Genomic DNA, 18,215 nt, shown 5'->3' with positions numbered 1-18,215 from the left:
TTAATTCTTACGACCGGTAATGCGGCACCACTCTTCTTTTTCCACGACCGGGTCCAGAGCGAAGCTGTCGGCATAAGCTTCGCAAACGCTCTCTGCCTGGCTTGCCAGAATACCGGAAAGGCCCAGCAAACCGCCTGAAACTGGCAGGACGCTGATTAACGGTGCCAGTTCACGTAATGGGCCTGCAAGGATGTTAGCGACCACCACGTCGGCTTTCATTTCTTCTGGCTGATCTTTCGGTAAGTAGAGTTCCAGACGGTCAGAGACGCCATTACGTTCCGCGTTGTCGCGGCTGGCCTGAATCGCCTGCGGATCAATATCAATACCAATGGCTTTTGCTGCACCCAGTTTCAGCGCCGCGATAGCCAGAATGCCGGAACCGCAGCCAAAGTCGATGACTGTTTTACCGGTTAAATCGAGGCTGTCGAGCCATTGCAGGCACAGAGAGGTAGTTGGATGGGTACCCGTACCAAACGCCAGCCCTGGATCTAACATCACGTTGACGGCGTTTTCGTCCGGCACATCACGCCAGCTTGGGCAGATCCACAGTCGTTCACCAAAGCGCATCGGGTGGAAATTATCCATCCATTCGCGCTCCCAGTCTTTATCTTCCAGTTGTTCGATTTTATGCGCGAAGCCCGCGCCGAGCAGCGGATGGTTTTCCAGAATCGCCACCACGTCGTTCATATCGGTTTCAGCGTCGAACAGACCAATCACATCGGTATCGCCCCACAGGCGCGTTTCGCCCGGCAGCGGCTCAAATACAGGCGTATCGTGGGTATCCTGAAAAGTGATAGAAACGGCACCCGCTTCCATCAGCGCATCGCTAAGATCTTCCGCGTTCGCGCCGGTAGTGTTCAGTTTCAGTTGGATCCAAGGCATGGCAAAACTCTTTATTTATCAGTAGTCAAAACGGTAGCTTGCGGGACGGATGTACCGAAACGGTTTCCGACCAGGAAAGCCAGCAAACTTAGTAGTAACGAGGGCACGATAGGGTGGAAGCCCAGGTACTGAATATTCAGCGTCGCGAGTACGGCATACAGTACGCCGCCAACAATCATCGCACTTAGCGCGCCTTTGGCGTTGGCGCGTTCCCAGTAAAGACCCAGTACCAGCGGCCACAGGAAAACGGCTTCCAGCCCACCGAAGGCCAGCAAATTCAGCCAGATGATCATTTCTGGCGGCTTCCAGGCGGCAAGCAGCAGCAACGCACCGAGAACTAACGTAATTACCGCCGACATCCGCTTCAGACGCGTCTCGTTTTGCATTTGATCCGGACGGATATTCAAATAGAGATCTTTAATGATCGTAGCGGAACTTTGCAGCAACTGGGCATTGATCGTCGACATGATCGCAGCCATAGGTGCAGCCAGGAAGATCCCGGCAGCAAACGGTGGCAACACTTTTACCATTAACGTCGGGATCACCAGGTCCGGTACGGTGAGATCGGGGATCACCGCCCGACCTAACGCTCCGGCCAGGTGCATACCGAACATCAGGATTGCGACCACAATCGTACCGATGATGATCCCCCGATGTACGGCTTTGCTGTCTTTATAAGAGATACAGCGCACCGCAGTATGCGGCAGGCCAATCACGCCAAAACACACCAGCACCCAGAACGACGTCATAAAGGCAGGCGACAGAATATCGTCAGCGCCTTGTGGCGTAACCAGTTGCGGATCGATGGTTTGCAACGTCTCTACTGCGTTGCTTAAGCCACCTGCGGCATGTACCACGCCAATAAGCAGCACAATGGTGCCAATCAGCATCACCAGCCCTTGCATGGTGTCGTTCAGCACGCTGGCGCGAAAGCCGCCGAAGGCGGTGTAGAGCGCAATGCTGATGCCAAAAATCAGCAAACCTGTTTCATAAGGGATACCCGCCGCGGTTTCCAGCAGACGCGCACCGCCGATAAACTGCACGGTCATCGCACCAACGAACGCAACCAGCAAACTTAAACTCGCCAGCCACACCAGCAGACGACTCTGGTAGCGGGCAAATAGCATATCGTTCAGCGTCACCGCATTGTAGCGGCGCGCAAGAATCGCGAACTTCTTGCCGAGAATACCGAGCGAAAGCCAGACCGCAGGAAGCTGAATCATCGCCAGCAATACCCAACCCAGGCCGTATTTATAAGCAGCGCCAGGCCCGCCGATAAACGAACTGGCACTGATATAGGTCGCGGTGAGCGTCATCGCCAGCACAATACCGCCCATAGAGCGGCTGCCGAGGAAATACTCATTAAGGAAGGTGCCGGTGCTCCGTTTACGCATCGCATAAACAGAGATACCGAACACCACCACCAGATAGGCGACCAGCGGTAGAATCACTTCAAGCTGCATCGTCATCCTCCAGTGGGATATCGCGATAGATAAATTTCACCATCGCCCAGCACAGTCCAATAAACAGCAGCGGCGTCAGGATGCAGGCCATCTCAAACCAGCGCGGAAAGCCGGTAAAACCGGGGGCAACGCCAGGTAAGTAAGCGGCTACTAACCATACCGCCAGATACAAAAGGGTCAGCCCCAGCGCCCAGCGCGCCTCTTTATGGGCCTGAACAAAACGAGTGTCCATTTTTTGTCCCTGATGGGTGAAGAAAGCGGGGATTGTACCTTATGGGGGTTGTCGATCCCCAGTAATAAAAAAGGCCGGAAAATCCGGCCTTTTGACGCTTTTGCAGTCTTATTTTTCCTGAAGACCGAGTTTTTTCTCCAGATAGTGGATATTAGTACCACCATGCTGGAAGTTCTCGTCATTCATGATGCGGATCTGCAGATCAACGTTGGTTTTGATACCGTCGATGATCAGCTCCTGCAGCGCATTCTTCATGCGGGCAATCGCCACGTCACGGTTTTCACCGTAGCAAATCAGCTTACCGATCATTGAGTCATAGTACGGCGGTACGGTGTAGCCCGCGTAGATATGAGACTCCCAACGTACGCCAAAACCGCCAGGTGCGTGGAAACGGGTGATTTTGCCCGGACTTGGCAGGAAGGTGTTCGGATCTTCGGCGTTGATACGACATTCCACCGCATGGCCGCGAACGTGAACTTCTTCTTGCTTGATCGACAGCGGTTGACCGGCAGCGATACGCAGCTGTTCTTTGATCAGGTCAACGCCGGTGATCATTTCGGTAACCGGATGTTCTACCTGAATACGGGTGTTCATTTCGATGAAATAGAACTCGCCGTTTTCGAACAGGAACTCGAAAGTACCTGCACCGCGATAGCCGATATCAACACACGCTTTAGCGCAACGTTCGCCGATGTAGCGACGCAGTTCCGGGGTAATGCCCGGTGCTGGTGCTTCTTCGACCACTTTCTGGTGGCGGCGCTGCATGGAGCAGTCACGTTCCGCCAGATAGATAGCGTTGCCCTGACCGTCAGCCAGTACCTGAATCTCGACGTGGCGAGGATTTTCCAGGTATTTCTCCATGTAAACCATATCGTTGCTGAAAGCAGCTTTCGCTTCCGCACGGGTCATGGAGATGGATTGTGCCAGTTCAGCGTCGCCGCGCACTACGCGCATACCGCGACCGCCGCCGCCGCCGGAGGCTTTGATAATCACCGGATAACCAATGCGTTTAGCAATGGCGCGGTTTTTATCCATATCGTCGCCCAGCGGGCCGTCAGAACCCGGTACGCAAGGAACGCCCGCTTTTTTCATCGCCGCGATTGCGGATACTTTGTCGCCCATCAGGCGAATGGTTTCTGCTTTCGGGCCAATGAAGATAAAGCCGGAGCGCTCAACCTGCTCGGCAAAGTTGGCGTTCTCGGAGAGGAAGCCGTAACCCGGATGGATTGCTACTGCGCCGGTGATTTCAGCGGCGCTGATGATTGCCGGGATGTTCAGATAACTTTTTACTGACGGAGCAGGGCCGATACAGACCGTTTCATCTGCCAGTAATACGTGTTTTAGATCGCGATCCGCGCTGGAGTGTACAGCGACAGTCTTGATGCCCAGTTCTTTACAGGCACGAAGAATACGCAATGCAATCTCGCCGCGGTTGGCAATAACAATTTTATCCAGCATGTTCGCCTCGTTACTCGATGACGACCAGCGGCTCGTCAAATTCTACCGGTTGTCCACTTTCGACCAGAATTGCTTTCACGGTACCGGATTTGTCCGCTTCGATCTGGTTCATCATTTTCATGGCTTCAACGATGCACAGGGTATCGCCCACGTTGACTTTCTGACCCACTTCGATGAACGCTTTCGCGTCCGGGCTTGGGGTGCGGTAGAAAGTACCAACCATCGGGGAACGTACGATGTGACCACTGATTTCCGCTGCTGCTGGCGCTTCCATGGAAGGAACGGTCGCCGGAGCGGCTGCGTTAGATTGAGCTGGCTGCTGCATCATTGGTGCAGCGTAAGCTTGTTGCATCACAGGGAAACTTGCGGCAGGAGCTGCACGGCTGATGCGTACTGACTCTTCGCCTTCGGAGATTTCCAGTTCGGAGATGCCTGATTCTTCAACCAGCTCGATCAGTTTTTTAATCTTACGAATATCCATGAGTGGGTTCCGTACTCTTTGTTTAGTGTGATTGTGACAGGCGTTTCACCGCCGTCTGTAAAGCGTATGCCCCGACAGCTGTATGCATAGCGATAAATTCCAGCAGGCCGGGACGCCGGTCTATTTTGCCCCAGAGTGTCAATGTTAGACTTGACGGACATTGTGCAGCGATCTGCTGCTATCCTCCGGCAAAAAACAAAATATACCTTCGTTGCGCCAATGTCACCTTTTCCGCAGCGCAAAAACTGCGTCAGGGAGGACGAGGTCGCACATTATAACGATTTCGTAGCAATTGGCAGCTAAATACTGGTCTTATCAGGGAAGATAATCAACAGCTAACATGTAAATAACCTTCAACACCGTGTAATTTGCAACAAGCCGCACAATTCACGAAATTAGCGCCATCATCGACGGAACTTCTTATAACGTAAGGCTAAAAGCTGTAAAGCCAGCCCTGCGAAGATGAGGGGCTGCAATGAGATAATCTTCACAGACCACAAATAATGTAGGGATGCCAGGATCGCGACAAGATAGACGACATTACGCAGCGGTTGCTGAGGATTACGCAATTTTCACTTCATCGTCTGGATAAACGTGAATGCTAAAGCACGCAAAATCAACCGCCTGACAATGCTCTGCATGAAATAGGTTTAAGTGGTTAATTTGTAATCAAATAAAATCAGATTATTCCCCCCATTTTGCAGAAGGTAAACTGTTTTGTCAGGCGGCAGTGCGGCTATGTGATGCATTCAGAATTTGCCGCGTGACAATAAAAAAGCCGATTTAGTAGCAAAATCGGCTTCGGTGAGTTTGCAGCATTCATCACATACTCCGACAAGCTTTTTCAAGCATGACGGAGGTTGCGTTAATGCAAGGTTTCTACCCAGGGATAAAAGTGACCGTTACGGCGGATGAATATCTGTGTTGTCAGAGGATGGTCATCCTCACGGAAGCATTGTTCTGTTAACTGTCGTAATGCGCTGAGATTTGCTGGCTGATCATTGTGGGTGAAAAACAGTTTTCCTCTGGAGGGAACGGTCACTAACAGGTCGCCGCATTCAGGATCGGGTGATTGCACCCAAAGATCGTCAATGAGCATCAGACTGGGCTCATAAGTACCCCCTGCGGAGATAACGGCAACTTTTCCATCGTTTGCGCCTGTATCAACGATTTCAGCCGTAACTTCCGGCAATATTTGCTTCAAATTACTGATGGCTTGTTCGCGGTCAATGGTCACTTCGCAGCGCATCAGATAGCGCATGGTTTCGCTACCGTCTTCAGCAAACAGGATAATTAACTCATCGTTAAAGTCTTCCCAGGCAAAATCAAGCGAGGCGTTGAGGACCTCTGGATCAGACTCATACTGGCTAAGCTGTTGGCGAACGGTATCCAGCCAGGCTTTTTCTTTAATCACCGGGACAATACAGCGCCCGGTCGGCAGCATTTCTGCAAGCTGTTTCAGCATATCTGCAGCCACTTCTTCCAGCGGGTCTGGTGCGGCTTGATAACGTTTGTAAGCATCATCAAGGGTGATTTCCACAGTTTGGTGACCCGTATCAATGCGCATCAATTTGTGGTCAGTCGAAATCATGACTTTCCAGTTTGGATGATGTTGTACAACTTCATGACCAAGATGTTCGACGAAAGCTGTCCGGCTAACCGCTTTTCCCGTTAACCGATTGAATAATGATTTCAAAATGAGTTCCCTCTCTTATTAATCCTTGCTAAATGGTTAGTTAACCTTCACCAGCGTGCGACCCTGGATCTGGTTATTAATGATGGCCTCGGCAAACTTCGGTGCCTCTGCCAGAGATATCTCTTTTGCCGCCTGGGTATAGAATGATTCCGGTAAATCGGCGACCAGTCGCTGCCAGGCTTGTGCGCGGCGTGCTGGTGGCGTCATCACTGAATCCACCCCCTGTAAACGGACATTACGCAGAATAAATGGCATGACCGTGGTTGGCAGAGTAAAACCACCCGCCAGACCACAGGCCGCCACGCAGCCGCCGTAATTCATTTGCGCTAGCACTTTCGCCAGCACTTTGTCGCCAACGGTGTCAATTGCCCCAGCCCAGAGTTGTTTTTCCAGAGGACGGGATTCGGCAAACTCATCGCGAGAGAGAATACGGCTGGCTCCTAAACTTTTCAGATATTCATGGGTACTTTCGCGACCAGAAACGGCAACGACCTGATAACCCAACTTATGCAGCAGCGCCACGGCGGTACTGCCGACGCCACCACTGGCACCCGTTACGACAATCTCGCCGTCCTGCGGGCGAACACCGGCATCTTCCAGCGCCATCACACACAGCATGGCGGTAAAACCGGCAGTACCGATAATCATTGCTTTACGCGCGTCCAGCCCTTGCGGCATGGCAACCAGCCAGTCACCTTTCACTCGCGCCTGCTCCGCCAGCCCACCCCAGTGGTTTTCACCAACGCCCCAGCCAGTGAGTAATACCTCCTGACCGGCATGAAAACGCGGATCTTCGCTGGTGCGTACAGTTCCGGCAAAATCGATCCCAGGAATCATCGGAAAATTACGGATGATTTTTCCCTTACCGGTAATTGCCAGCGCATCTTTGTAGTTCAGGCTCGACCAGTGAACATCAACCGTGACATCGCCCTCCGGCAGGCGACTTTCGTCCAGAGTCTGTACCGATGCGAGAGTTTTGCCGTCCTGCTGTTCTAAAAGTAACGCCTGCATAAGTGGTCCTCATGTGCATGATGGATTGGAAAATAATTTCTGAAGACTATACTCGCTAATGGAAAAGCAAAGCCGATGAAGCGCAATAAATTGCGAGATAAATCTGATTTGCTAGTATGCCCGCTTCCTCACTATCGGAGTTAACACAAGGATGAGATTAACGACGAAATTTTCGGCCTTTGTTACGCTGCTCACCGGGTTAACAATTTTTGTGACTTTGCTGGGCTGTTCGCTAAGTTTCTACAATGCCATTCAGTATAAGTTTAGTCATCGCGTTCAGGCGGTGGCGACGGCAATTGATACCCACCTTGTGTCGAATGACTTCAGCGCATTAAGGCCACAAATTACCGAATTAATGATGTCGGCAGATATCGTTCGTGTAGACCTGCTGCATGGTGATAAACAGGTATATACCCTGGCCAGAAATGGAAGTTATCGTCCGGTTGGCACCAGCGATCTGTTTCGCGAACTGAGCGTTCCGTTGATAAAGCATCCGGGGATGTCGCTGCGTCTGGTTTATCAGGATCCGATGGGCAACTATTTCCATTCGTTGATGACCACCGCGCCGCTCACGGGGGCGATTGGCTTTATCATTCTTATGCTCTTTCTGGCGGTACGCTGGTTACAACGGCAACTTGCCGGGCAAGAATTGCTGGAAACCCGGGCTACTCGTATCTTAAACGGTGAGCGTGGCTCTAATGTTTTGGGAACCATCTATGAATGGCCGCCCAGAACCAGCAGTGCGCTGGATACGCTGCTTCGTGAAATTCAGAACGCACGCGAACAACACAGCCGTCTTGATACGCTGATCCGCTCTTATGCCGCCCAGGACATGAAAACCGGCCTCAATAACCGACTCTTCTTCGATAATCAGTTAGCAACGTTACTGGAAGATCAGGAGAAAGTAGGTACCCACGGGATCGTGATGATGATTCGTCTGCCGGATTTCAATATGTTGAGTGATACCTGGGGGCACAGCCAGGTTGAAGAACAGTTCTTCTCTCTGACGAATCTGCTATCGACATTTATGATGCGCTACCCTGGCGCACTGCTGGCGCGTTACCACCGCAGTGATTTTGCTGCGCTGTTACCGCACCGGACGTTAAAAGAGGCAGAGAGCATCGCCGGTCAGTTAATCAAAGCCGTCGATACCTTGCCGAACAATAAAATGCTCGATCGCGACGATATGATCCACATTGGTATCTGCGCCTGGCGTAGTGGTCAGGATACCGAGCAGGTAATGGAACATGCAGAGTCTGCCACGCGTAATGCGGGATTGCAGGGCGGCAATAGCTGGGCTATTTACGATGACTCGTTGCCTGAAAAAGGACGCGGTAATGTTCGCTGGCGTACGCTTATCGAGCAAATGCTGAGTCGCGGCGGCCCGCGCCTTTATCAAAAACCGGCGGTTACTCGCGAAGGTCAGGTTCATCATCGCGAACTCATGTGCCGCATCTTCGATGGTAATGAAGAGGTTAGCTCGGCGGAGTATATGCCGATGGTCTTGCAGTTTGGCTTATCGGAAGAGTATGACCGCCTGCAAATCAGCCGTCTTATTCCACTATTGCGTTACTGGCCTGAGGAAAATCTGGCGATTCAGGTTACTGTTGAGTCGCTGATTCGCCCGCGTTTTCAGCGTTGGCTGCGAGATACGTTAATGCAATGTGAAAGATCGCAACGAAAACGCATAATTATTGAACTTGCAGAGGCCGATGTAGGTCAACATATCAGTCGCTTACAACCTGTTATTCGTTTAGTGAATGCTTTAGGGGTACGGGTAGCCGTCAACCAGGCTGGTTTGACGCTGGTAAGCACCAGTTGGATCAAAGAACTTAATGTTGAGTTACTCAAGCTCCATCCGGGGCTGGTCAGAAACATTGAGAAGCGAACGGAGAACCAGCTGCTGGTTCAAAGCCTGGTGGAAGCCTGCTCCGGGACCAGCACCCAGGTTTACGCCACCGGCGTGCGTTCGCGAAGCGAGTGGCAGACCCTGATTCAGCGCGGTGTTACAGGTGGGCAAGGGGATTTTTTCGCGTCCTCACAGCCACTTGATACTAACGTGAAAAAATATTCACAAAGATACTCGGTTTAACCTGCCGTTTAATCCGTTTTCACGTAGAATAACGCGCGCTGCGTCTCATGGGAGTGTGCTTGTCTGCTCGCCAGATTGTTGCAGCACATATGCAGATGAATGACCTTACGCGGTTGCAAACAGGCGAGGAATGCTGCTGATGCATTAAGCCTTTCTGGACTCAGGCAGAGATTTGTAACAAAGGAAACGAACTGCACTAATTTTCACCGTAGCAGATGATTTTTGCGCCTTGTCGCTGCTGCGTGTGGTTGGTAAAGTAAGCGGATTTTCTTTTCCGCCCCAGCTTTCAGGATTATCCCTTAGTATGTTGAAAAAATTTCGTGGCATGTTTTCCAATGACTTGTCCATTGACCTGGGTACTGCGAATACCCTCATTTATGTAAAAGGACAAGGCATCGTATTGAATGAGCCTTCCGTGGTGGCCATTCGTCAGGATCGTGCCGGTTCACCGAAAAGCGTAGCTGCAGTAGGTCATGACGCGAAGCAGATGCTGGGCCGTACGCCGGGCAATATTGCTGCCATTCGCCCAATGAAAGACGGCGTTATCGCCGACTTCTTCGTGACTGAAAAAATGCTCCAGCACTTCATCAAACAAGTGCACAGCAACAGCTTTATGCGTCCAAGCCCGCGCGTTCTGGTTTGTGTGCCGGTTGGCGCGACCCAGGTTGAACGCCGCGCAATTCGTGAATCCGCGCAGGGCGCTGGTGCCCGTGAAGTCTTCCTGATTGAAGAACCTATGGCTGCCGCAATTGGTGCTGGCCTGCCGGTTTCTGAAGCGACCGGTTCTATGGTGGTTGATATCGGTGGTGGTACCACTGAAGTTGCTGTTATCTCCTTGAACGGCGTGGTTTACTCCTCTTCCGTGCGCATTGGTGGTGACCGTTTTGATGAAGCTATCATCAACTATGTGCGTCGTAATTACGGTTCTCTGATCGGTGAAGCCACCGCAGAACGTATCAAGCATGAAATCGGTTCGGCTTACCCGGGCGATGAAGTCCGTGAAATCGAAGTTCGTGGCCGTAACCTGGCAGAAGGTGTTCCACGCGGTTTTACCCTGAACTCCAACGAAATCCTCGAAGCACTGCAGGAACCGCTGACCGGTATTGTGAGCGCAGTAATGGTTGCACTGGAACAGTGTCCGCCGGAACTGGCTTCCGACATCTCCGAGCGCGGCATGGTGCTCACCGGTGGTGGCGCACTGCTGCGTAACCTTGACCGTTTGTTAATGGAAGAAACCGGCATTCCAGTCGTTGTTGCTGAAGACCCGCTGACCTGTGTGGCGCGCGGTGGCGGCAAAGCGCTGGAAATGATCGACATGCACGGCGGCGACCTGTTCAGCGAAGAGTAATCGGATGCAGGCAGGGGAAATGTCTGTTTACCCTGCCTGGTCTGATACGAGAATACGCATAACTTATGAAGCCAATTTTTAGCCGTGGCCCGTCGCTACAGATTCGCCTTATTCTGGCGGTGCTGGTGGCGCTCGGCATTATTATTGCCGACAGCCGCCTGGGGACGTTCAGTCAAATCCGTACTTATATGGATACCGCCGTCAGTCCTTTCTACTTTGTTTCCAATGCTCCTCGTGAATTGCTGGATGGCGTATCGCAGACGCTGGCCTCGCGTGACCAACTAGAACTTGAAAACCGGGCGTTACGTCAGGAACTGTTGCTGAAAAACAGTGAACTGCTGATGCTTGGACAATACAAACAGGAGAACGCGCGTCTGCGCGAGCTGCTGGGTTCCCCGCTGCGTCAGGATGAGCAGAAAATGGTGACTCAGGTTATCTCCACGGTTAACGATCCTTATAGCGATCAAGTTGTTATCGATAAAGGTAGCGTTAATGGCGTTTATGAAGGCCAGCCGGTCATCAGCGACAAAGGTGTTGTTGGTCAGGTGGTGGCCGTCGCTAAACTGACCAGTCGCGTGCTGCTGATTTGTGATGCGACCCACGCGCTGCCAATCCAGGTGCTGCGCAACGATATCCGCGTGATTGCAGCCGGTAACGGTTGTACGGATGATTTGCAGCTTGAGCATCTGCCAGCGAATACGGATATTCGTGTTGGTGATGTGCTGGTGACTTCCGGTCTGGGCGGTCGTTTCCCGGAAGGCTATCCGGTCGCGGTTGTCTCTTCCGTAAAACTCGATACCCAGCGCGCTTATACTGTGATTCAGGCGCGTCCGACTGCAGGGCTGCAACGTTTGCGTTATCTGCTGCTGCTGTGGGGCGCGGATCGTAACGGCGCTAACCCGATGACGCCGGAAGAGGTGCATCGTGTTGCTAATGAACGTCTGATGCAGATGATGCCGCAGGTATTGCCTTCGCCAGACGCGATGGGGCCAAAGTTACCTGAACCGGCAACGGGGATCGCTCAGCCGACTCCGCCGCAAAGTGGTGCTCAACCGCCTGCGCGTGCGCCGGGAGGGCAATAGTGGCGAGCTATCGTAGCCAGGGACGCTGGGTAATCTGGCTCTCTTTCCTCATTGCGCTGTTGCTGCAAATCATGCCCTGGCCGGATAACCTGATTGTTTTCCGGCCAAACTGGGTGTTACTCATCTTGTTGTATTGGATCCTGGCCTTGCCTCATCGCGTAAATGTGGGCACAGGTTTTGTGATGGGTGCCATACTGGATCTGATCAGCGGCTCGACGCTTGGCGTACGCGTATTGGCGATGAGCATCATTGCTTACCTGGTGGCGCTGAAATATCAGCTTTTCCGCAACCTCGCATTATGGCAGCAGGCGCTGGTCGTCATGTTGCTTTCGCTGGTGGTGGATATTATTGTTTTCTGGGCAGAGTTTTTAGTGATTAACGTCTCTTTCAGACCGGAAGTGTTCTGGAGTAGTGTAGTCAATGGAGTGCTCTGGCCGTGGATTTTCTTGCTGATGCGTAAAGTCCGTCAGCAGTTTGCAGTGCAATAAAGGTTTCTATGACTTCTCTGTATTTAGCTTCCGGTTCTCCGCGTCGTCAGGAGTTACTTGCGCAACTTGGCGTGACCTTTGAACGTATTGTTACGGGCATTGAGGAGCAGCGTCAGCCGCAGGAGAGCGCGCAGCAGTATGTTGTGCGTCTGGCGCGCGAGAAAGCACAGGCGGGTGTCGCGCAAACGGCGCAGGATCTCCCGGTGCTGGGTGCGGACACTATCGTTATCCTGAACGGAGAAGTGCTGGAGAAACCGCGCGACGCAGAGCATGCGGTGCAGATGTTGCGCAAATTATCGGGTCAGACCCATCAGGTAATGACGGCAGTGGCGTTGGCCGACAGCCAGCACATTCTCGATTGCCTGGTGGTCACCGATGTGACTTTCAGAACGTTAACAGACGAAGACATCGCGGGCTATGTCGCCAGCGGTGAACCGTTAGATAAAGCAGGTGCATACGGTATTCAGGGGCTGGGTGGCTGTTTTGTCAGGAAGATAAATGGCAGCTATCACGCCGTAGTCGGCTTACCGCTGGTTGAAACGTATGAATTATTAAGTAATTTTAACGCACTGCGTGAGAAAAGGGATAAACATGACGGCTGAATTGTTAGTAAACGTAACGCCTTCGGAAACGCGAGTGGCGTATATTGATGGCGGTATTCTGCAGGAAATTCATATTGAACGTGAGGCGCGACGCGGAATAGTAGGCAATATCTACAAGGGTCGTGTAAGTCGTGTACTTCCGGGTATGCAGGCGGCTTTTGTAGATATTGGGCTGGATAAAGCCGCGTTTCTTCATGCATCTGACATCATGCCGCACACCGAATGTGTGGCGGGTGAAGAACAAAAGCAATTCACGGTGCGCGACATCTCGGAACTGGTTCGTCAGGGGCAAGATCTGATGGTGCAGGTGGTGAAAGATCCGCTTGGCACTAAGGGGGCGCGCCTGACCACGGATATCACGCTGCCTTCTCGCTATCTGGTATTTATGCCAGGGGCTTCTCACGTTGGGGTTTCCCAACGAATTGAAAGCGAATCAGAACGTGAACGCCTGAAAAAAGTGGTCGCAGAGTATTGCGACGAGCAGGGCGGGTTTATCATCCGTACCGCAGCTGAAGGGGTTGGCGAGGCTGAACTGGCCTCCGATGCCGCTTATCTGAAACGCGTCTGGACCAAAGTGATGGAGCGTAAAAAGCGCCCGCAGACTCGTTATCAGCTGTACGGCGAACTGGCGCTGGCGCAGCGTGTTCTGCGTGATTTCGCCGACGCCGAACTGGATCGCATTCGCGTTGACTCACGCCTGACTTACGAAGCATTACTTGAGTTCACCTCGGAGTACATTCCCGAGATGACCAGCAAGCTGGAGCATTACACCGGACGCCAGCCGATTTTCGATCTCTTTGATGTCGAAAACGAAATCCAGCGAGCGCTGGAACGCAAAGTAGAACTGAAATCCGGTGGTTATCTGATTATCGACCAGACCGAAGCGATGACCACCGTGGACATCAATACCGGAGCGTTTGTCGGTCATCGCAATCTGGACGACACCATTTTCAATACCAATATTGAAGCGACGCAGGCTATCGCTCGCCAGTTACGGTTGCGCAATCTGGGCGGGATTATCATTATTGATTTCATCGACATGAATAATGAAGATCACCGTCGCCGCGTGTTGCATTCGCTGGAGCAGGCGTTGAGCAAAGACCGGGTGAAAACCAGCGTTAATGGTTTTTCGGCGCTGGGGCTGGTGGAGATGACGCGTAAACGCACCCGCGAAAGCATTGAGCACGTACTATGTAACGAATGCCCAACCTGCCACGGTCGCGGAACGGTGAAAACCGTGGAAACGGTATGCTATGAAATCATGCGCGAGATTGTTCGTGTACACCATGCTTACGATTCCGACCGTTTCCTGGTCTATGCTTCCCCGGCAGTAGCTGAAGCCTTGAAAGGCGAAGAGTCACACTCGCTGGCGGAAGTGGAAATTTTCGTTGGTAAACAGGTTAAAGTACAAATTGAACCGCTCTATAACCAGGAGCAGTTTGACGTCGTAATGATGTAAACAGATGCTGGGCCGCCATCCGGCAAAGGGTTTTTGAGTCACATTTTTAGCAGACAAGGAGTGACGGGTGAGGCGATTGCCGGGGATATTACTGCTTACTGGAGCCGCGCTCGTTGTGATCGCTGCCCTGCTGGTTAGCGGCCTGCGTATTGCTTTACCGCATCTTGATGCCTGGCGTCCGGAAATCCTCAACAAAATAGAATCCGCGACTGGCATGCCGGTAGAAGCCAGTCAGCTCTCAGCCAGCTGGCAGAATTTTGGCCCGACGCTTGAAGCACACGACATCCGTGCAGAACTAAAGGATGGCGGCGAATTTTCGGTTAAACGCGTTACTCTTGCGCTAGATGTCTGGCAGAGCCTGTTACATATGCGCTGGCAGTTTCGCGACCTCACTTTCTGGCAGCTGCGCTTTCGCACCAACACTCCTATCACCAGCGGCGGTGGTAATGATAGCCTGGAAGCCAGTCACATCAGCGATCTGTTTCTTCGTCAGTTCGACCATTTTGATCTCCGCGACAGTGAAGTCAGTTTCCTGACGCCATCCGGTCAGCGCGCCGAGCTGGCGATCCCACAACTCACCTGGCTGAACGATCCACGTCGACACCGTGCAGAAGGCCTGGTAAGCCTCTCCAGCCTTACCGGACAGCACGGCGTGATGCAGGTGCGCATGGATTTGCGCGATGATGAGGGGTTGTTAAGCAATGGTCGCGTCTGGCTCCAGGCGGATGACATCGACCTGAAGCCGTGGCTCGGTAAATGGATGCAGGACAATATTGCGCTGGAAACGGCACAGTTCTCCCTTGAAGGCTGGATGACGATCGACAAAGGCGATGTAACCGGCGGTGACGTCTGGCTGAAACAGGGCGGTGCCAGCTGGTTGGGCGAGAAGCAAACGCATACGCTGTCGGTGGATAATCTGACCGCGCATATTACGCGTGAAAATCCGGGCTGGCAGTTCTCTATTCCCGACACACGGATCACGATGGACGGCAAACCCTGGCCGAGCGGAGCATTGACGCTGGCCTGGATACCGGAACAGGACGTTGGCGGCAAAGACAATAAACGCAGTGACGAACTCCGGATTCGCGCCAGTAATCTGGAGCTGGCAGGCCTGGAGGGCATACGCCCGCTGGCCGCGAAACTTTCACCTGCACTGGGTGATGTTTGGCGCTCCACACAACCGAGCGGCAAGATTAACACTCTGGCGCTGGATATCCCGCTTCAGGCGGCAGACAAGACCCGTTTTCAGGCATCGTGGAGCGATCTGGCCTGGAATCAATGGAAATTATTACCGGGTGCGGAACACTTCTCCGGGACGCTTTCCGGCAGCGTAGAAAATGGTTTGCTTACCGCGTCGATGAAACAGGCAAAGATGCCTTACGAAACGGTATTCCGTGCGCCACTGGAAATCGCCGACGGCCAGGCAACGATAAGCTGGCTGAACAATGACAAAGGTTTCCAGCTGGATGGGCGTAATATTGACGTTAAAGCCAAAGCCGTCCATGCGCGCGGCGGTTTTCGTTACCTGCAACCAGCTAACGATGAACCCTGGCTGGGTATTCTGGCTGGCATCAGTACCGATGATGGTTCACAAGCCTGGCGCTATTTCCCGGAAAACTTGATGGGTAAAGACCTGGTTGATTACTTAAGTGGCGCGATTCAGGGCGGAGAAGCGGATAACGCGACGCTGGTTTATGGTGGCAATCCGCAACTCTTCCCCTATAAACACAACGAAGGTCAGTTTGAAGTGCTGGTGCCGCTGCGCAACGCGAAGTTTGCCTTCCAGCCGGACTGGCCTGCATTAACTAACCTTGATATTGAACTGGACTTTATCAACGACGGTTTATGGATGAAAACCGATGGCGTTAATCTGGGCGGCGTGCGCGCGAGTAATCTCACCGCAGTGATCCCTGACTACTCAAAAGAAAAACTGCTGATTGACACTGACATTAAAGGCCCGGGTAAAGCCGTTGGCCCTTACTTTGATGAGACACCGCTGAAAGATTCTCTGGGTGCGACCCTGCAAGAACTCCAGCTCGACGGCGATGTGAATGCTCGCTTACATCTTGATATCCCGCTGAACGGCGAACTGGTAACCGCGAAAGGTGAAGTGACGCTGCGTAATAACAGTCTGTTTATCAAACCACTCGACAGCACCCTGAAAAATTTGAGCGGGAAATTCAGCTTTATTAATGGCGATCTGCAAAGTGAACCACTGACAGCAAGCTGGTTTAATCAGCCGTTGAACGTGGATTTTTCCACCAAAGAAGGGGCAAAAGCCTACCAGGTCGCGGTGAATCTCAACGGTAACTGGCAACCAGCGAAAACCGGCGTTCTGCCTGAAGCGGTGAACGAAGCATTAAATGGCAGCGTGGCGTGGGATGGTAAAGTGGGCATTGAGTTGCCTTATCATGCTGGCGCGACCTATAACGTAGAGCTGAACGGCGATCTGAAGAATGTGAGCAGTCACTTACCTTCACCGTTAGCCAAACCTGCGGGTGAACCACTACCGGTAAACGTTAAGGTTGATGGCAATCTCAACAGCTTTGAGTTAACCGGACAGGCTGGTGCAGATAACCATTTCAATAGCCGCTGGTTGCTTGGTCAAAAGCTGACGCTCGACCGTGCTATTTGGGCGGCAGACAGTAAAACGCTCCCGCCGTTGCCGGAACAAAGTGGCGTTGAACTCAATATGCCGCCGATGAATGGTGCCGAGTGGCTGGCCCTGTTCCAGAAAGGCGCGGCGGAGAGTGTCGGTGGTGCAGCGAGTTTCCCACAACACATAACGTTACGTACGCCTATGTTGTCGCTGGGAAATCAGCAATGGAATAACCTGAGTATTGTTTCGCAACCGACGGCAAATGGCACCCTGGTTGAGGCGCAAGGGCGTGAAATCAACGCCACGCTGGCGATGCGTAATAACGCGCCGTGGCTGGCGAATATCAAATATCTTTATTACAACCCGAGCGTGGCGAAAACTCGTGGTGATTCAACACAGTCATCACCTTTCCCGACAACGGAGCGCATTAACTTCCGTGGCTGGCCGGACGCCCAAATACGATGCGCAGAGTGCTGGTTCTGGGGGCAAAAATTCGGGCGCATTGACAGTGATATCACCATTTCTGGCAATACATTAACGCTGACCAATGGACTGATTGATACTGGTTTCTCGCGGCTTACTGCCGATGGTGAATGGGTTAACAATCCGGGAAATGAACGCACCTCGCTGAAAGGAAAACTGCGTGGGCAGAAAATTGATGCCGCCGCAGAATTTTTTGGTGTCACGACGCCCATACGCCAGTCGTCATTTAATGTGGATTACGATTTACACTGGCGCAAAGCACCCTGGCAACCAGATGAGGCGACGTTGAATGGCATCATTCATACTCAACTGGGCAAAGGCGAAATTACCGAAATCAATACCGGACATGCCGGGCAATTGCTGCGCTTATTGAGCGTTGATGCCCTGATGCGTAAGCTGCGTTTTGATTTCAGAGACACCTTTGGTGAAGGGTTCTATTTTGACTCCATTCGCAGCACCGCGTGGATTAAAGACGGCGTTATGCACACCGACGACACGCTGGTGGATGGCCTGGAAGCGGACATTGCCATGAAAGGGTCGGTAAATCTGGTGCGTCGCGACCTGAATATGGAAGCGGTTGTCGCACCAGAGATTTCTGCGACGGTGGGCGTGGCTGCGGCTTTTGCGGTTAACCCCATTGTTGGCGCGGCAGTGTTTGCAGCCAGTAAAGTGCTGGGGCCGCTGTGGAGCAAAGTCTCCATTTTGCGCTATCACATTTCGGGTCCGCTGGACGATCCGCAAATCAACGAAGTGTTGCGCCAACCGCGTAAAGAAAAAGCGCAATGATTTGACGAGGGCGCGTAATTGCCCCAATCTCATATGATAATCGTTGCCAAAGG

The 18,215-nt window shown here is 52.5% G+C and carries 14 protein-coding genes and 1 pseudogene; 7 read left to right on the top strand and 8 right to left on the bottom strand.

All coding sequences use genetic code 11. The features are described from left to right. From prmA to G434_RS12095, 8 genes and pseudogenes are all read right to left on the bottom strand, one after another. Positions 1–882, bottom strand: a complete 882-nt coding sequence (prmA, locus tag G434_RS12065; RefSeq protein ID WP_001145827.1) for a 50S ribosomal protein L11 methyltransferase — start codon at positions 880–882, stop codon at positions 1–3. Positions 883–893: 11 nt separating this feature from the next. Beyond that, on the bottom strand, positions 894–2,345 hold the full coding sequence (gene panF / locus G434_RS12070; RefSeq protein WP_001175714.1) for a sodium/pantothenate symporter: 1,452 nt from the start codon (positions 2,343–2,345) through the stop codon (positions 894–896). Beyond that, positions 2,335–2,577, bottom strand: coding sequence for a YhdT family protein (locus tag G434_RS12075; protein WP_000381170.1), 243 nt, complete (start codon positions 2,575–2,577; stop codon positions 2,335–2,337). Before G434_RS12075 ends, panF begins: the two co-directional genes overlap by 11 nt. 108 nt (positions 2,578–2,685) lie before the next feature. Beyond that, on the bottom strand, positions 2,686–4,035 hold the full coding sequence (gene accC, locus G434_RS12080; protein ID WP_000884639.1) for an acetyl-CoA carboxylase biotin carboxylase subunit: 1,350 nt from the start codon (positions 4,033–4,035) through the stop codon (positions 2,686–2,688). A gap of 10 nt (positions 4,036–4,045) precedes the next feature. Continuing rightward, complete coding sequence (gene accB, locus G434_RS12085) at positions 4,046–4,516, bottom strand: acetyl-CoA carboxylase biotin carboxyl carrier protein (protein WP_000354622.1); 471 nt, start codon at positions 4,514–4,516, stop codon at positions 4,046–4,048. 404 nt (positions 4,517–4,920) lie between these two features. Continuing rightward, a pseudogene (locus G434_RS30980) lies at positions 4,921–5,223 on the bottom strand (sulfoxide reductase heme-binding subunit YedZ); the annotation flags it as partial. 158 nt (positions 5,224–5,381) lie between these two features. Next, entirely contained in the window at positions 5,382–6,212 is an 831-nt protein-coding gene (locus tag G434_RS12090) for a DUF1444 domain-containing protein (protein ID WP_000838295.1), read from the bottom strand. Between the two features lie 36 nt (positions 6,213–6,248). Then, positions 6,249–7,223: an acrylyl-CoA reductase (NADPH) gene (locus G434_RS12095; RefSeq protein WP_001148479.1), complete on the bottom strand. Its 975-nt coding sequence runs from the start codon at positions 7,221–7,223 to the stop codon at positions 6,249–6,251. Positions 7,224–7,374: 151 nt separating this feature from the next. On the opposite strand from G434_RS12095, the gene csrD reads away from it, so the two are divergent. From csrD to yhdP, 7 genes are all read left to right on the top strand, one after another. Then, positions 7,375–9,315 carry an RNase E specificity factor CsrD gene (gene csrD, locus G434_RS12100; RefSeq protein WP_001241402.1) on the top strand — a complete coding sequence of 647 codons (1,941 nt, stop codon included), beginning with the start codon at positions 7,375–7,377 and terminating at the stop codon, positions 9,313–9,315. Between the two features lie 304 nt (positions 9,316–9,619). Next, positions 9,620–10,663 carry a rod shape-determining protein MreB gene (gene mreB / locus G434_RS12105; protein ID WP_000913396.1) on the top strand — a complete coding sequence of 348 codons (1,044 nt, stop codon included), beginning with the start codon at positions 9,620–9,622 and terminating at the stop codon, positions 10,661–10,663. Positions 10,664–10,728: 65 nt separating this feature from the next. Beyond that, the gene (gene mreC / locus G434_RS12110) at positions 10,729–11,745 is read left to right on the top strand and encodes a rod shape-determining protein MreC (RefSeq protein ID WP_000802506.1); all 1,017 of its coding nucleotides are present in this window, start codon (positions 10,729–10,731) and stop codon (positions 11,743–11,745) included. Next, positions 11,745–12,233, top strand: a complete 489-nt coding sequence (mreD, locus tag G434_RS12115) for a rod shape-determining protein MreD (RefSeq protein WP_000179409.1) — start codon at positions 11,745–11,747, stop codon at positions 12,231–12,233. The genes mreC and mreD overlap by 1 nt, the downstream gene beginning before the upstream one ends. An 8-nt stretch (positions 12,234–12,241) precedes the next feature. Next, positions 12,242–12,835 carry a nucleoside triphosphate pyrophosphatase YhdE gene (gene yhdE, locus G434_RS12120; RefSeq protein ID WP_000203099.1) on the top strand — a complete coding sequence of 198 codons (594 nt, stop codon included), beginning with the start codon at positions 12,242–12,244 and terminating at the stop codon, positions 12,833–12,835. Further along, complete coding sequence (rng, locus tag G434_RS12125) at positions 12,825–14,294, top strand: ribonuclease G (RefSeq protein ID WP_000123197.1); 1,470 nt, start codon at positions 12,825–12,827, stop codon at positions 14,292–14,294. Before yhdE ends, rng begins: the two co-directional genes overlap by 11 nt. Before the next feature lie 67 nt (positions 14,295–14,361). After that, positions 14,362–18,162 (top strand): AsmA2 domain-containing protein YhdP, encoded by a 3,801-nt coding sequence (yhdP, locus tag G434_RS12130; protein ID WP_001253570.1) that lies wholly within the window; start codon positions 14,362–14,364, stop codon positions 18,160–18,162. The last annotated feature ends 53 nt before the right edge of the window (positions 18,163–18,215 follow it).

This window comes from Escherichia sp. KTE172 (assembly GCF_000408845.1).
GTDB lineage: Bacteria > Pseudomonadota > Gammaproteobacteria > Enterobacterales > Enterobacteriaceae > Escherichia > Escherichia coli.
This window is presented reverse-complemented; position numbering and strand designations above follow the sequence as displayed.

Bases quoted from the DNA above. Each gene is read 5' to 3' on its own strand.
- prmA (WP_001145827.1), bottom strand. From the start codon at position 882: ATGCCTTGGATCCAACTGAAACTGAACACTACCGGCGCGAACGCGGAA.
- panF (WP_001175714.1), bottom strand. From the start codon at position 2,345: ATGCAGCTTGAAGTGATTCTACCGCTGGTCGCCTATCTGGTGGTGGTG.
- G434_RS12075 (WP_000381170.1), bottom strand. From the start codon at position 2,577: ATGGACACTCGTTTTGTTCAGGCCCATAAAGAGGCGCGCTGGGCGCTG.
- accC (WP_000884639.1), bottom strand. From the start codon at position 4,035: ATGCTGGATAAAATTGTTATTGCCAACCGCGGCGAGATTGCATTGCGT.
- accB (WP_000354622.1), bottom strand. From the start codon at position 4,516: ATGGATATTCGTAAGATTAAAAAACTGATCGAGCTGGTTGAAGAATCA.
- G434_RS12095 (WP_001148479.1), bottom strand. From the start codon at position 7,223: ATGCAGGCGTTACTTTTAGAACAGCAGGACGGCAAAACTCTCGCATCG.
- csrD (WP_001241402.1), top strand. From the start codon at position 7,375: ATGAGATTAACGACGAAATTTTCGGCCTTTGTTACGCTGCTCACCGGG.
- mreB (WP_000913396.1), top strand. From the start codon at position 9,620: ATGTTGAAAAAATTTCGTGGCATGTTTTCCAATGACTTGTCCATTGAC.
- mreC (WP_000802506.1), top strand. From the start codon at position 10,729: ATGAAGCCAATTTTTAGCCGTGGCCCGTCGCTACAGATTCGCCTTATT.
- yhdE (WP_000203099.1), top strand. From the start codon at position 12,242: ATGACTTCTCTGTATTTAGCTTCCGGTTCTCCGCGTCGTCAGGAGTTA.
- rng (WP_000123197.1), top strand. From the start codon at position 12,825: ATGACGGCTGAATTGTTAGTAAACGTAACGCCTTCGGAAACGCGAGTG.